The following is a 14,772-nucleotide window of genomic DNA, read 5'->3' as shown; positions in this document are numbered from 1 at the left end:
CTCTCCGTTCGCTCTCGCGGCATCTCGCTCTCACAGGTCCAGCCGGACGCGGTAGTGGCGCAGCCAGGCGTCGAGCTGGAGGACCATCTCGACGTTGCGGCGCTCGCCCCATCCGTCCACCGCGACCGGCCGGTCCTCGGCCGCCAGCTCGGCGCAGGCCGGCCCGTCCAGCAGCGGCCGTACGGGGCTGGCCGGGTCGGCGACGACCGCGTTGAAGCGCCGCCGCAGCACCTGCCCGTAGTCCGGGTCCTGGGTGATGGGGAAGGGGCTCTTGCGGCGCTGGGTGACCGACTCGGGGAGCAGGTCGGCGACGGCCGAGCGCAGCACGCTCTTCTCGCGGCCGTCGGCCGTCTTCATCGCCCATGGGATGTTGTAGACGTACTCCACCAGCCGGTGGTCGCAGTACGGCACCCGCAGTTCGAGCCCCACGGCCATGCTCAGCCGGTCGTCGCGGGAGAGCAGCAGCGGCAGCCAGCGCGTCAGATGCGCGTGCCCGACCCGCCGCATGACCCGCTCGGTCTCCGACTCGCCGGGCACGTCTGCCACTTCGGCCACCGTCTCCGACCAGCGCTGCGCCGAGTAGCCGGGTACGTCGATCTTGCGCAGCAGCCCCGGGTCCAGCAGCCCGGTGCTCATCCCGTGCGGAGCCACCCGCAGCCCCATCGTCACCCAGGGGAAGTTCGCGGTGTCCACCAGTGTCGGGTCGCGGAAGGACTGGTAGCCGCCGAACAGCTCGTCGGCGACCTCGCCCATCAGCGCCACCGTGGAGCGCTGCCGTACCGCGCGCAGCAGCAGATACAGCGAGCGGTCCATGTCGGGGATCGGCCGGGGCAGATCCTGGGCCCGCAGTGCGGCCGCGTCCACCACATGGTCGGCCAGCTCGGCGGTACGCAGCACCACCGGCTCGTGGTCGGTGCCCACGTGGCGGGCGACCTCGGCCGCGTACGGGGCGTCCGGGTCCTCGTGCCAGAAGTCCTTGCGGAACCGCTCCGTGTGCCCCTCGAAGTCCACGGCGAAGGTACGCGGCCGCCCGGCCCCCGCGCGGGCCGCGAAGGCCGCCAGCGCGCTGGAGTCCACACCGCCCGACAGCAGCGTGCACAGCGGTACGTCGGCCACCAGATGGGAGCCGACCGACTCCTGCAGCAGCCCGCGCACCGTCTCGATCGTGTGCTCAAGGGTGTCGGGGTGCTCGTGGTTGGGGAGCGACCAGTACCGCGACTCGCTCAGCACCGCACCGCCCGCGCCCTCCCGCAGCACCGCTGTGTGCCCGGCGGGCAGCTCCCGGATGCCCCGGTAGACGGCGTGCCCCGGTGTCGCGATGTAGGCCAGCAGTTCCGCCAGCCCCTCCGCGTCGACCACGCACTCCAGCGAGGGATGCGCCAGCAGTGCCTTGGGCTCCGAGCCGAAGAGGAGACCGTGCGCCGTGCGCGCGTAGTACAGCGGTTTGATGCCCAGCCGGTCCCGCGCCAGGAGCAGCTGCCTGCTGCGCGGGTCCCACACGGCGAACGCGAACATCCCGTCCAGCCGCGTGACACACTCCGCGCCCCACTCCAGATAAGCGCGCAGCACCACCTCGGTGTCCCCGGCGGTACGGAACCGGTGACCCAGCGACGTCAGTCGAGCCCGCACCTCGCGGTAGTTGTAGATCTCGCCGTTGTGCACCAGGACCGCGAGGGTGCGCCCGTCGTGCTCGGCGGTCATCGGCTGGGTGGAGTCGTCCACATCGATCACGGCGAGCCTGCGGTGCCCCAGCGCGGCGTCCCGGTCCGTCCACACCGCCTCGTCGTCCGGACCGCGGTTGGCCAGCGTGCCCGCCATCGCCCGTACGGTGCTGCCCTCCTCGCGCATCCCCCGCGCGAAGTCGATCCAGCCCGCTATGCCGCACATGCGACCACCCGCTTCTCCAGCTCACCGACGACCAGGGCGGGCGCGGGCTGCTCCAGCATCGCGTCCCGCAGCGCCCGCGCCGCCTCGCGCCGCGCTGCGCCCGCCGTACGGTCCAGCAGCCCGGCCGCCTCCTCGCGCAGCCGTTCCGCGCTCGCCTCGTCCCTGGTGAGCACCTCACCGGCACCGGCCGCCAGCACCCGCGCCGCGTGCCCTGCGTGATCCGGCAACTGCGGTACGAGCAGCAGCGGCAGCCCCGCGCGCAGCGAGGTGAGCACGGTGCCCGCACCGCCGTGCGCGACCACCAGGTCGGCGCCGCCCAGCAGCGTGTGCAGCGGAGCGTCGAGCACCACCCGCACGTTGCCGCCCTCCGGCACCTGGCCCAGCAGGGGACGCTGCGCCGAGGTCACCGCCAGCACCAGCTCCGCGTCCGGCAGCGCGGCCAGCGCCCGCGCGGCGTGCCCGGCCAGGAACAGCGCAGGGTCGAGCCGCGCCATGGTGTGCCCCCAGGTGACCACGATCCTGCGGCGCCCGCCGGTCGGCGGTGGCAGCGGCGGATCGGGCGGCGTTCCCGGCCCGTTGAACGGCACGTACCGCATCGGCACCCGGGGGTGCTCGGCCGGAGCCGGAGCCTGGAACCCCGGCGGGCACGGGTCGATGGTGAAGTCCCCGAACGGGTGGTAGCCCGCCGGGTCGACGCCCACCCGCTCGGCCAGCGGCGCCAGCGCGTCCGGCAGCAGCGTGCGGGCTCGCGCCATCAGGTCGGCGCCGTACAGCAGCCGTACCGCCGGTACCCCGGCAGCGGCCGCGGCCAGCGGTCCCGCCAGCGCCGTCGGTTCGGACACCACCACATCGGCGCCCCACCCGCGGGCCGTCTCGGCCACCCCGTCGACCATCGAGTCGGCGTGCGCGGTGAACATCCGCAGCGCCCGCGGACCCTTGCCGCCGCGCGGCGCCCGCTGGTCGCCCGTCGGGTCGTCCTTGCTGGGCAGCACATAGCCGCGCACCATGCCGACCCCGTCGACGTCCTTGCCGACGGCGGCACCCGGCAGCCCGGTCCGCTCGATCAGAGGGAGCAGCTCCGGCTGGCTGACGACCAGCACCTCGTGCCCCGCACTCCGGCAGGCCCACGCCAGCGGGACCAGCGCGTACAGATGAGAGGGCCAGGCCCAGGTCGTGAACAGTACCCGCATCGCAGCCCCAACCCCTTCCGCCGCCAACATGACGAGGAAGACGGTGGCGCACCCGGCTAGGAGCCGGGTCGCCCTTCGCTAGAGCCTCGCGGCCTCCGTCGCGACGGCGCGCAACAACCCACCGACAGTCCGGCGGAACAACCGACGGCCACGGCCCTGGCCACCAGCCTCAGCGGGGGCCTCACACCACCCGGAAGTCCGCCATCATCGCCATGTCCTCGTGCTCCAGGTTGTGGCAGTGGAGCATGTAGCGACCCCGGTAGCCGGAGAACCGTACGAGGACGTCCACGACCTCGTACGGCCGCACATCCACCGTGTCCTTCCACCCCGCGTCGGTCGAAAGCGGCGACTTGCCGCCCCGCGCCAGCACTTGGAAGTGCGCCAGGTGGACGTGGACGGGATGGTGGAAGTCGCTGGTGAAGCGCCACCGTTCGACGGTGTCCAGCCGGGGCGAGGCGAGCGGCGAGCCCGGGTCGTACGGCTTTCCGTTGACGGTCCACATCCGCGCACCGTCGACCTGCTTGAGCCGGAAGTCGAACTGCCGCTCGGCGACGGCCTGTGCAGCCCGCAGCTTCCGTACGTCCGCCAGCCGCCGGGGCACCTGCGGCGCGCCGCCGCCGCGCTTCGGCCGCCGGGCCACCCGGAACCGCATGACGTCCCGGGTGCCGCCGCTGCCCAGCGTGTTGACGAGCCGCACCGTCGAGCCCACCGGGTAGGCCCCGAAGTCGACGACGACATCGAACCGTTCGGCCGGCGAGACCGGCAGCGCCTCGTGCGAACGAGGCGCTGCCAGCAGCCCGCTGTCGCTGCCGACCTGGACGAACGCGGCACCCTCCCGCGGGCCCGGGTCGAGGACGAGCCGGAAGCGGCGCGCGTTGGAGGCGTTCAGGATGCGGAAGCGGTACCGCTCGGCGCTCACCTCCAGCTCCGGCCAGGGCGCGCCGTTGACCAGGACGACGTCTCCGGTGACCCCCTCCATGTACTTCTCGCGTACTCCGGGCTCGCCGGTCAGCGAGGGGTCCAGCGACGGGTAGCGGAACGAGCCGTCCTCCTCGAAGGCCCGGTCGCAGATCATCAGCGGGATGTCCCGGGTGTCCTCGGGGAGCGGCAGCCCGCTCTCCTCGTCGTCGTGTATCAGGAACATCCCCGCCAGCCCCCGCCACACCTGCGGAGCGCTGAAGTCCATCCGGTGATCGTGGTACCACAGCGTGGTGGCGGCCTGTTCGAGCGGATAGACGTACTCCTTGTGGCCGCGCGAGACCGTCCACTCCGACGGCTTCACCATGCTGTGCTCGCTGTGCTTCCCGTGCCCGCGGCGCTTCCGCGGGTCCGGGAAGCCGGAGGGCAGCACCAGGTCGGTCGGGTGCCCGTCGAACTCGGGCTTCTGCACGCCGCCGTGCAGATGGGTCGAGGTCGGCACCGCGAGGGTGTTGCGCACCCGAAGCCGCAGCTCGCGGCCCGACTCGCCGACGAAGGTGGGCCCGGGGAACCGCCCGTCGTAGCCCCACACCTCCGTCCTCAGGCCCGGCAGGATCTCCAGGCGGGCCGCGCGCTGCTCCACCTCGTGGACGACGGCGCCGCCCCGGGTGCGCACCGGTTCGGCCACCGGCGGCACCGGCAGCGGCACCTGGAACGGCTCGGGCAGCCGCGCTGTGCTGCGCAGCAGCTCGCCGGAGACCTCGTCACCGGCGCCGGACGAGCCGCATCCGGCAGTCCCGCCCAGCGCGGCCGCGGCCCCCGCACCCCCGGCGAGGGCCAGGAAGCGGCGCCGGTCGAGCTCCGCGCGCACGGCGCCCACCCTGCGGCGTGCCGCGCTCATCCACGCCTCCCGCGTCCGGGGCGGTGGCCGTACGACCAGTAGAGGAGAGCGGTGGAGGCGGCGACGAGGAGCACGCCGAGGGGGATGTGCAGCTGGAGTTCGCGCGCGTACCCCCAGCCGTCCTGCATGACGATGGCGAAGCTCAGCAGCACCGCCACGCCGACCGGCCACAGCGGTCCGCGTCCCGGCCGCCACACCAGCACCGTGGCCAGCACCTGGAACCAGCTGGTGATGCTGATGACGAACGAGTTGGCCTCGTGCAGGTCGAGCAGGTCCACATCGCCGCTGATGAACATGCCCGCCAGCACCGGCTGGATCAGCAGCAGTACGAAGAACAGCGTCGCCACGCACCGCAGCAGCACGATCGGCCAGCGGCGCACCGTACGCGTCGCGGCGGGGCCGTCCACCCTGGTGGCGGTGGGTGGCAGGGTCTCTCCCGGGGCGGGCCCGCGAGCGGCTTCCGGGGCGCCGGCGAGGCCCCCGTCGGGATTGTGTGCCATGGCGTGGTCTCCGGTGTCGGGGTCTCGACCGAGCGTAGGGAGGCGTCCTCGAGCAGGACTTGAGCCGTCGTTCCGCAGCCGCCCGCCGACCGGGTCCGGAGCGTGGCTCGATCGGATGTCGAGCGCGGATGGTGACCGTAGGGGCGTTCCCACGCATTGGAGGCGCGCACCATGGAAGCTGACTCCCGGCCACCGTTCCGCGTCCTGCTGCGGATGGAGATCCACCCGGGCAGGCGGCAGGAGTTCGAGCGCACCTGGCGCCAGGTGGCCACCGGTATCGCACGCGAGCCCGCCAACCGGGGCCAGTCGCTGGTGCGTTCCGCCGAGGACGAGAACGTCTACTACGTGCTCACCGACTGGGCCGACGAGCCCTCCTTCCGCGCGTTCGAGCTGAGCGAGGCCCACGTCGAGAACCGGCGCAGGCTCCAGCCGTTCCGACGGGGCGGCGAGATGGTCGTCACCGAGACGGTGTTCGACGTGCCACCCGCGTCCGTGGCTGACGTGTCCCAGGCCGCTGCCTCCGGGGCCGACACGACGGCTTCCGCCCCCGCCGAACCGCTGGCCTTCATCGGGCTGGGCAACATGGGTGGCGGCATGGCGCACCGGCTCCTGGACGCGGGGTGCGCGCTGACCGTCCACAACCGCACGGCCGCCAAGGCCGCGCCGCTGGCCGAGGCGGGTGCCACGGTCGCCGCGAGCCCCGCCGAGGCAGCCAGGGGCCGCTCGGTCGTCCTGCTCAGCCTCGCCGACGAGGTGGCCGTGGAAGAGGTGCTGTTCGGCCAGGTGGCCGAGGTGCTGGCGCCGGGCGCGGTCGTCATCGACACCTCGACCGTCTCGCCCGCGTACGCCCGCGCCTGTGCGCGGCGGCTCGCCCGGCTCGGGCTGCGCCGGGTGGAGGCATGTGTCGTCGGCAACCCCTTCCAGGCCCGCGAAGGCAAGCTGCGCGTCTACACCAGCGGCGACGAGGCGGACATCGCCCGGGTCGCGGACATCCTGGACACCCTCGGTGCGCAGGTCGTCCACCTCGGAGCTCCCGGCACCGCCGCCACCCTCAAGCTCATCTTCAACCTGCTGCTCGGCGCCCAGGTGGCTTCCCTCGCCGAGGCGGTCGCCTACGGTGTGGCCGCGGGACTCGACCGGGACCGGCTGCTGACCTCCGTCGCGGAGAGCGGCTTCAGCTCCGTTGTGCTGCGCTTCCGCGCCGAGTTGATGCGCAAGGGCAGCTACGAGCCGGCGTTCTTCCGCTCCACGCTGATGGAGAAGGACCTGCGCCTCGCCCTCGGCGACGCGGCGGTCGCCGGGGTGCCGCTGCCCGTCCTGGAGTCCGTACGGGAGCGTTTCGCCGACGTCGGCGCGGCGGGCGACGGTGACAAGGACGCCTCCGTGCTGCTGGAACACACGGTCGGCGGCGGGCGTACGGGAGCCGCTTCGTGACCGCGCCCGAAGCGATGTTCCACCAGCTGCGCAGCATCGCCCGCTCCAGCGCCGCCGCGCCCCCGCCCGACGAGGTGGAGGCGCTGCTCGACCTGGTCTTCGAGTGGTTCCGGGCCCGCTTCAGCCCCGAGCGTGCCGCGCCGGCCTCCGGCGTCTTCCACTACGAGATCGACACCCCGCTCGGTGTCCGCCACCGCTATGTCGCCGTGGCCCAGGGCACCTGTGCCACGTCCGCGACGCTCGACCACGCGCCCGACGCCACCATCGGCGTGGCACTGCCCGATCTGGTGGCGCTGGCGGTGGGCGAGCTCAAGGGCACGGACGCGTTCGTCAGCGGCCGGCTGAAGATCTCGGGCGACGCGTTCTTCGCGATGAACTGGATCGAGTGGTTCGGCGCACGCAGCGGCCGCCCGCCCGGCTCCGGCACCGCCTCCGATTCCGAGCAAGGAGAGTTCCCGTGCGCATAGCCGTGACAGGTTCGATCGCCACGGACCACCTGATGACGTTCCCCGGCCGCTTCAGCGAACAGCTGCTGCCCGAGAGCCTGCACACGGTGTCGCTCTCCTTCCTGGTGGAAGAGCTGGAGATCCGGCGCGGCGGCGTCGCGGCCAACATCGCCTTCGGGCTCGGCGCGCTCGGACTGACCCCCGTGCTGGTCGGTGCCGCGGGCAGCGACTGGTCGGACTACCAGCTGTGGCTCAAGGAGCACGGCGTCGACACCGACTCGGTGCACGTCAGCAGCAGCCGGCACACCGCACGCTTCGTCTGCACGACCGACGCCGACCACAACCAGATCGGCTCCTTCTACCCGGGCGCCATGAGCGAGGCCCGCGACATCTCGCTGCACGAGGTGGCCAGGCGCACCGGCGGCCTCGACCTGGTCGTCGTCGCGCCCGACGACCCCGAGGCGATGCTGCGCCACACCCGCGAATGCGCGGAGCTGGGCCTCCCGTTCGCCGCCGACATCTCCCAGCAGCTCGCCGTGCTGGACCGCGACGGCGTAAGGGCGCTGCTGGCCGGGCCCGCGTATCTGTTCACCAACGCGTACGAGGCGGTGCTGCTCCAGGAGCGCACCGGCTGGACGGAGCAGCAGATCCTCGGCCGTGTCGGCACCTGGGTCACGACCAGGGGCGCCGGCGGGGTGCACATCGAGCAAGTGGGTGTCTGCCCCGTCGATGTGGCGGCCGTGCCACTGGCGCCGGGCGCTGCCGTCGATCCCACCGGTGCGGGTGACGCCTTCCGCGCGGGCTTTCTCGCGGGCCTCGCCCGGGGGCTCGGCCATCAGCGTGCGGCCCAGCTGGGCGGTGCCCTGGCCACCACGGCGCTGGAGGTGACCGGTACGCAGACCTACACCCTGGAACGGGATGAGTTCCTGACCCGCCTGCGTGGTGCCTACGGCGCCGAGGCCGCACGGGAGCTGGCCGGGCATCTGCCCCGGTGAGAGGGGTGCCCTTGCTGAAAGCCCGGCTCCTGCGCTTCAGGAGGCCAGCCGAGCTGGGAAGCCGCCCGTGGCGACGGGACCCCAGCGGCGCGGGGTGACCCTGATCAGCGACTTGCCCTGCTTGAGCATGGCCGACCGGTACTCGTCCCAGTCGGGGTGCTCGCCGGAGATGACACGGTAGTACTCGACCAGCGGCTCCACCGCCTCCGGCACATCCAGCACCTCGGCCTGGCCGTCGATCTGCACCCAGGGCCCGTTCCACTCGTCCGACAGCACCAGCACGCTCACCTCGGCCTCGCGGCGCGCGTTGTGTGTCTTGGCGCGCTCCGGGTACGTCGCGATGACGATCCGCCCCGCTGAGTCGACACCGCACGTCAGCGGTGACGCCTGCGGTGTGCCGTCCTCCCGCCGCGTCAGCAGGATGGCCCGGTGCCGGGGCCGTACGAACTCCAGCAGTTCATCGAGTCCGACCCGGGTGTTGGTAGCGATCGAAGGAGCCATACCCCGAACCTACCGCGCCCCGCCACGACACACCCCTCACCGGCCACGGCCTATCGGCAGCGACCTACGTGTCACACGGCCAGACCGACTCGCACAGCCCGCACCGCGCCCGCACATGCCCCCGCACGGGAACCCGCAGCCGTACCCGGCAGGTGGGGCAGGGGAACGAAACCCGCAGTCCCGCGCCGTCGCCGTGCTCGAAGGCGTACCCCGCGGCGCCGCCGGGACCGGCACCGTGCCGCCGGTCCCGCACATAGCGGCGCCGCTCCAGCCACGGCGCGGCGGCCAGCGGCGGCACCTCCTCCTCCCGGTCGGCCACCTTGCGCCCCCGCTCGTATGCCTCGTACGCCTGCGGGCTGGTGAACCAGATCGCCGGGTCCTCGCCGAAGAGCCGCGCCCGCTTGGCCAGTACATAGCCGAACTCCTCGGGGGTGAGGTAGCCCAGCTTCTGCGAGGTGAGGGCGTCCTGCCGGAACGCGTCCAGCAGGAGCCATCCGGCGCCGAGGTAGGTGGCGGCGGTGTCGGTGAGGATCTCGTTGGCCCGGGTGCCGTCGAACGCCAGGCCGAGACGGTGCAGCCACACATGGGTGACCTCGTGGGCGAGAGCCGCGCCGATGTCGTGACGGTGGCGTTTGAAGCGGGCGTTCAGCTCGACGAAGTACTCAGGGCCGGCCGTCAGCTCGACGTTCGCCGCGTGTGTCATCTCGCGGAAGCTGACGATCACCCGTGCCTCGGGCAGCCGCAGATGCCGCACCATCACCCCCGCGACACGCTGCGCGCCCAGATACAGGTCGTCCGCGTCCGCGAAGGCCACATCGCCGGGCGCCACGCTGGTGTCGAAGCCCCGCACCGAGTCGGCCGACATCCGCCGGTAGAGCGCGGTGATCGCCTCGCGCACCGTCTCCAGGTGCGGAAAGCCCCGCTCCACCGGGTCAGCCACCGAACCACCCATCCCACACCCCCAGCGCGCGGCCTACCGCCACGATAACGCCGCCACCGGCACCTCGCCGGGCAACAGCCTCCACCGGCGCCACGGCACCGGGGGCCGGATTCTTGTCGTCCGCGAAAAGTTGGATCATCAGGGTTTCGCGGCCGGTGCTGCCGGTAATACGAAACGCCAGGTGCTTGGGAGGACAGGCACATCCGCGGGAGGTGACCGCGAAGGTCACCCCGGGTGTGTCACCCGAGCCGCCTCCCGCGGTTGCCGGGAATGCACGAGACCGGGAGGAGCGAGTTCCTATGTGCGCCGCACGCCACCGTCACGTTCGCGACCACGCCCTGGGCGTCCACACGTCCCATCGGGTCGGCGAGCTGCGTGAGAAGGTGCGCGCCGCTGTCCGAGAACTGACCCGCGCCACCCGGCCCCAGGCTCCCACCGTCGAACGGATCGCCCAGCACACCGGGCTGGCCGGAGACGATGTGCGGACCGGGCTGGAGGCGATGAACAACTGCTGTGTGATGGGGCGGCACCGGTCCGCCGGGCCCGGACACCACACCGTTCGCGCGCACGCGACCGGACGCGTGCTCCCCGCCTGACGGCCGCGGCCGCGGGGCACCGGCCCGCGGCCCCCGTACACTCCTCGGGCCAGGTGCCGGCCAGGGGTCCTACGGGCAGGCGAAGCCAAGGAGCGGCTGTCGGCGGGAGGTTCGGCTTGCGGGTGGGTGTCCTGGACGTCGGCTCGAACACCGTACGGCTGGAGATTGCCGACGCCGAAGGCGCCGTGCCGCTCCCCGTGCACACCGTCAAATACCGGCTGCGGCTCGCCGACGACGTGGACGGCGACGGTCGACTGCCCGAATACGCGGTGGAGCGGTTGGCGGAGGCTGCCACGGCGGCCGACGAGGAGGCCCGCTCCTGGGGAGTGACCCGGCTGACCGCCTTCGCCACGGCGATCGTTCGGGAGGCGCCCAACCGCACCCGGATCGTGGAGACCGTACGCAAACACTCCGGGCTGGACCTCGCGATCATGTCCGGGCGCCGGGAGGCCGAGCTGACCTTCCTCGCGGCCCGCCGCTGGATGGGATGGCGGGCCGGACCGATGGTGCTGCTCGACATCGGCGGCGGCTCGGTCGAGGTGGCCTTCGGCCGCTCCGGCGTGCCGGACCTGGCGGTCTCCGTCCCGCTGGGAGCCGGACTGCTCACCCGCGAGCACTTCGGCACCGCCGACCCGCCACCGCCCGAGCAGCTGCGCGCCGTACGGCGACAGGTACGGCACCAACTGCGCGATGTCACAGCCCGCGTCCGCTGGGAGCAGCCGCACACCGCGGTGGCCACCTCCCGCACCCTGCACCAGCTCGCCCGGCTCTGCGGGGCACCGCCGGGCCGGGAGGGGCCCTTCACCCCGCGCTACCTGAAGCGGGGCAGGCTGCGAAAAGAGCTGGGCAGACTGGCGCGGCTGCCCGCGGAGCAGCGCGCGGACCTGCCCGGCATCTCGCCCGCCCGCGCCGGCCAGGCGCTGGCCGGCGCCCTCGTCGCGCACACCACCATGCAGCTGCTGGACCTGCGGACCCTGACGTTGTGCCCCTGGGCGCTGCGCGAGGGCGTGCTGATCCAGCAGCTCGAACAGGAAGCGGCGCTGCGGTTCGAACAAGACGAACTGGACGGGTGAGGAAGTCCAACAACCACGCACACTTGTCCATGGGCAGCCGCGTGCCTGCTCGCCAAGGCTGGGCGTCGGACCGAGGTCGACAGCCGGGCGGAGGCGGAACCATGGCGAGCGGCGAGCGGAAGACGACCCGAGCTCCGCACCGCGAGTCGCGGCCGGAAGGGGCGCGAGGTACGGAGCGAGCCACCGCAGCCGACCCGCTGACCGCACACCGCGGACCGGGGCAACCTCCCGGAGCCCGTGGCGTGCCCCGCAGGACGGTGGTGGCGGCCGGTGCGGCAACCGCACTGACCAGCCTCGCCCTCCCCGCACCGGCGGGCGCGGCACCCCGCGTACGCACCCTGCGCACCAGCGCGCTCGACGTCACCGTCGACACCGCCTTCCCCCGCATCGTCGGCTACACCGACCGGAAGACGGGTGCCACCCTGCACGCCCAGCAGGACCCCGTCCGCGCCCTCCTCATCGACGGTGAGGAACACACCCCCGAGGTACGCAGCGAACCGAGCGGCGACAACCGCGGCATCACCTACACCCTCGCCCTGCGAACCGGCACCGAACTGACCGTCCGTATCGAGGCCGAGGACGACCAGGTGCACTGGCGTGTCACCCGGATCGAGGAGAGCGCCACCGGCCGCGTCGGAACGCTTCAGCTGCCACAGCTGGCCTTCCTGTCCGTACGCTCCGACCAGCGGCCCGAGCCCGTGCTGTACGCGGCCCGCGTGGAGCTGGACAAGGCCGCGAGCGGTGACACCCTGGTCGAGCTCACCGGTGCCACCGAGCCCGACCCCCAGCCGGTGGGCTGCGCGTACGCGGTCGTCGCCACCGGCGACCTCGCAGCGGCGATGGAGACCAACACCAGCTACGACAAACCGGCCGGCACCAAGGGCGCCGCCTGGGAGAACGGCAGACTCTGGCGGCAGAACGTCACCGCGGACGGCGCTGTCGCCGCCCGGCTGACGTGCGGCCAGTGGACCTACCGCGCCGCCACCGCGGGGCCGGACCAGACCGAGCCGCTGCCGTACGTCACCGTCGTCGTCACCCGGGACCGCAACGGCGACGGGGTCGCCGACTGGCAGGACGCGGCCATCGCGATGCGCGACATCATGGTCGACCCGCACGGCGCCGATGAGCAGCATCTGCGGGTCGTGCCGCACATCCCGTTCAACTTCGCCAGCCAGGCCACCAACCCCTTCCTGGCCACCCTCGACCAGGTCAAGCGCATCCACCTGGCGACCGACGGGCTGCGCCAGTTCACCCTGCTCAAGGGCTACCAGTCCGAGGGTCACGACTCCGCGCACCCCGACTACGCGGGCAACTACAACGAGCGCGCGGGCGGCCTCGCCGACCTCAACACCCTGCTGTCCAGGGGCAAGCGGTGGAACTGCGACTTCGCGGTACACCTCAACGCCACCGAGTCGTACCCGGTCGCCCACGCCTTCTCCGAGACCCTCGTCGACAAGACGAACGAACAGTGGGACTGGCTCGACCAGTCCTACCGGATCGACCAGCGCCGCGACCTGGTCTCCGGCGACATCGCGACCCGGCTGCGGAACCTGCGCGACGACACCGACGACGGCCTCAACTCCCTCTACATCGACGTCTTCCGCGAGTCCGGCTGGACCTCCGACCGCCTCCAGCGGATCTTCCGCGAACAGGGCTGGCAGGTCACCACCGAGTGGGGCCACGGGCTGGAGCGCTCCGCGCTGTGGTCCCACTGGGCGACCGAGACCGACTACGGCCCCGACACCTCGCGCGGCATCAACTCCCGCCTCATCCGTTTCCTGCGCAACCACCAGAAGGACGTCTTCGCCGACAAGTGGCCCACCCTCCTGGGCGCGCCCCGGATGGGCAACTACGAGGGCTGGCGCGGCAAGACCGACTGGCACGCCTTCTACCGGCTGATCTGGAGCCACAGCCTGCCGGCGAAGTACCTGCAGGCCAGGCCCATCCGCACCTGGACCGAGCACGAGATCACCTTCGAGGGCCCCGAGGCCACCGCCGTCACCGACACCGACGGCAAGCGCCGCATCACCACCGACGGCCGGCTGGTCTACGAGGACGGCGCCTACCTGCTGCCCTGGGAGCCCCGCAAGGCCACCGACCCGCCGAAGCTCTACCACTTCAACCCGCGCGGTGGACGCACGACCTGGCGGCTGCCCGCCGGCTGGTCCGGTGGGCGCACGGTCCACCTCCACCCGCTGACCGCCCAGGGCCGCGGCAGACCCCGGCAGGTCACCGTCTCGGGCGGCAAGGTCACCCTGACCGCCGAACCCGGACAGCCCTACGTCCTCTACCGCGCCCCCGCTCCCGCGCCGCCCGACCCCCGCTGGGGCGAGGGCACCCCGCTGGCCGACCCCGGCTTCCACGCGGGTGACCTGGCGGCATGGACCGTCGAGGGCGCGGCGAGCGTCGAGGTGAGCGAGCGCGGCGACAACGAACTGGTCCTCGCGCCCGGCGGAGCGGCCTCCGTCAGCCAGCGGCTCTCCCGCCTCGCGCCCGGCACCTACGCAGCCTCCGTACAGGTCCAGGTCGGCACCCGGACAGCACACCGGCGCCGCGCCGCGCTCACCGTCCGCACCGCCGACGGCGTCAGCGCCGAGAACTGGACGGAAACCTCCACCGCCACCAACTACGTCGCCGCCGACCTCAAGCAGGGCACCCGGTTCCAGCGGATGACGACCTGGTTCACCGTGCCCGAGGGAGGCGGACCGGTCACCCTCGCCCTCACGGCGGGGAAGGGCGAGGTACCGGTCCGCTTCGACCACGTACGCGTCGTCCCCGGCACGCGCTCCGGCAGCCGCGGGGCGCTGGTGCACGAGGACTTCGAGCACGTGCCGCACGGCTGGGGCCCGTTCGTCAAGGGCGACGCGGGCGGCTCAACCGATCCGCGCACCCATATCGCCCAGCGGCACGCGCCCTACACCCAGCGCGGCTGGAACGGCAAGGCCGTCGACGACGTCATCGACGGCAGCGAGTCCCTCAAGTCCCGCGGCGAGAACACCGGCCTGGTTCACCGCACCGTGCCGCACACCGTCCGCTTCGAGCCGGGGAGGACCTACCGGGTCTCCTTCCGGTACGAGAACGAGAAGGCCGGCCAGTACGCCTGGGTCACCGGCGTGGACGAGCCCGCCGCGCGGGAGCTGGAGCGCACCCCGCTCCCGGTGGCGACCGAACCCGCCACCCACACCTATGAGTTCACAGCGCCGCGGAACGGCGAGGCATGGGTAGGACTGCGCAAGGTGGGCGACGACGGCAAGGCCGAGTTCGTACTGGACACCTTCACGGTGACCGAGGTGCCGGAACACGGTGACCGAGGTGCCGGACAATAGGCGTCAACCGGCGCCCGCCCCGGTGACCCGGCCGGGGTGATCACCGTACGCTGCTGCCCGGAACG

Annotated in this window: 12 protein-coding genes; 6 read left to right on the top strand and 6 right to left on the bottom strand. The window is 72.6% G+C overall.

The window, feature by feature from the left end; genetic code table 11:
• Positions 1 to 30: 30 nt before the first annotated feature.
• The 4 genes from asnB to JW592_RS21770 all read right to left on the bottom strand — a co-directional run bounded on the left by asnB (position 31) and on the right by JW592_RS21770 (position 5,396).
• Positions 31 to 1,887 carry an asparagine synthase (glutamine-hydrolyzing) gene (gene asnB, locus JW592_RS21785; RefSeq protein ID WP_209266882.1) on the bottom strand — a complete coding sequence of 619 codons (1,857 nt, stop codon included), beginning with the start codon at positions 1,885 to 1,887 and terminating at the stop codon, positions 31 to 33.
• A complete protein-coding gene (locus JW592_RS21780; RefSeq protein ID WP_209266881.1) occupies positions 1,875 to 3,077 on the bottom strand; it encodes a nucleotide disphospho-sugar-binding domain-containing protein in 1,203 nt (400 codons plus the stop codon). The genes asnB and JW592_RS21780 overlap by 13 nt, the downstream gene beginning before the upstream one ends.
• A 181-nt stretch (positions 3,078 to 3,258) precedes the next feature.
• The gene (locus JW592_RS21775; protein ID WP_209266880.1) at positions 3,259 to 4,896 is read right to left on the bottom strand and encodes a multicopper oxidase family protein; all 1,638 of its coding nucleotides are present in this window, start codon (positions 4,894 to 4,896) and stop codon (positions 3,259 to 3,261) included.
• Positions 4,893 to 5,396 (bottom strand): hypothetical protein, encoded by a 504-nt coding sequence (locus tag JW592_RS21770; protein WP_209266879.1) that lies wholly within the window; start codon positions 5,394 to 5,396, stop codon positions 4,893 to 4,895. The genes JW592_RS21775 and JW592_RS21770 overlap by 4 nt, the downstream gene beginning before the upstream one ends.
• Before the next feature lie 171 nt (positions 5,397 to 5,567).
• Here JW592_RS21770 and JW592_RS21765 point away from each other — a divergent pair, with 171 nt between their 5' ends.
• From JW592_RS21765 to JW592_RS21755, 3 genes are read left to right on the top strand one after another with little or no spacing between them, the layout of a single operon-like run.
• The gene (locus tag JW592_RS21765; protein ID WP_209266878.1) at positions 5,568 to 6,830 is read left to right on the top strand and encodes an NAD(P)-binding domain-containing protein; all 1,263 of its coding nucleotides are present in this window, start codon (positions 5,568 to 5,570) and stop codon (positions 6,828 to 6,830) included.
• Complete coding sequence (locus tag JW592_RS21760; RefSeq protein ID WP_307805497.1) at positions 6,827 to 7,297, top strand: SCP2 sterol-binding domain-containing protein; 471 nt, start codon at positions 6,827 to 6,829, stop codon at positions 7,295 to 7,297. Before JW592_RS21765 ends, JW592_RS21760 begins: the two co-directional genes overlap by 4 nt.
• A complete protein-coding gene (locus JW592_RS21755; RefSeq protein WP_209266877.1) occupies positions 7,288 to 8,271 on the top strand; it encodes a carbohydrate kinase family protein in 984 nt (327 codons plus the stop codon). Before JW592_RS21760 ends, JW592_RS21755 begins: the two co-directional genes overlap by 10 nt.
• A gap of 36 nt (positions 8,272 to 8,307) precedes the next feature.
• On the opposite strand, the gene JW592_RS21750 is transcribed toward JW592_RS21755, so the two are convergent.
• Together JW592_RS21750 and JW592_RS21745 are read right to left on the bottom strand one after the other, a co-directional pair.
• Positions 8,308 to 8,772 carry a PPOX class F420-dependent oxidoreductase gene (locus tag JW592_RS21750; protein ID WP_209266876.1) on the bottom strand — a complete coding sequence of 155 codons (465 nt, stop codon included), beginning with the start codon at positions 8,770 to 8,772 and terminating at the stop codon, positions 8,308 to 8,310.
• 64 nt (positions 8,773 to 8,836) lie between these two features.
• Positions 8,837 to 9,724: a hypothetical protein gene (locus JW592_RS21745; RefSeq protein WP_209266875.1), complete on the bottom strand. Its 888-nt coding sequence runs from the start codon at positions 9,722 to 9,724 to the stop codon at positions 8,837 to 8,839.
• Positions 9,725 to 10,011: 287 nt separating this feature from the next.
• Between JW592_RS21745 and JW592_RS21740 the strand changes: the two genes are divergently transcribed.
• The 3 genes from JW592_RS21740 (at position 10,012) to JW592_RS21730 (ending at position 14,707) form a co-directional block, all read left to right on the top strand.
• On the top strand, positions 10,012 to 10,308 hold the full coding sequence (locus JW592_RS21740; protein ID WP_209266874.1) for a hypothetical protein: 297 nt from the start codon (positions 10,012 to 10,014) through the stop codon (positions 10,306 to 10,308).
• 116 nt (positions 10,309 to 10,424) lie between these two features.
• The gene (locus JW592_RS21735; protein ID WP_209266873.1) at positions 10,425 to 11,381 is read left to right on the top strand and encodes a Ppx/GppA family phosphatase; all 957 of its coding nucleotides are present in this window, start codon (positions 10,425 to 10,427) and stop codon (positions 11,379 to 11,381) included.
• 242 nt (positions 11,382 to 11,623) lie between these two features.
• Positions 11,624 to 14,707 carry an endo-alpha-N-acetylgalactosaminidase family protein gene (locus JW592_RS21730; RefSeq protein WP_307805496.1) on the top strand — a complete coding sequence of 1,028 codons (3,084 nt, stop codon included), beginning with the start codon at positions 11,624 to 11,626 and terminating at the stop codon, positions 14,705 to 14,707.
• Positions 14,708 to 14,772: the final 65 nt, after the last annotated feature.

Source organism: Streptomyces spirodelae (genome assembly GCF_017676385.1).
Lineage (GTDB): Bacteria > Actinomycetota > Actinomycetes > Streptomycetales > Streptomycetaceae > Streptomyces > Streptomyces spirodelae.
Note: the sequence above shows the minus strand (reverse complement) of the source record. Positions and strands in the feature narration are given on the sequence as shown.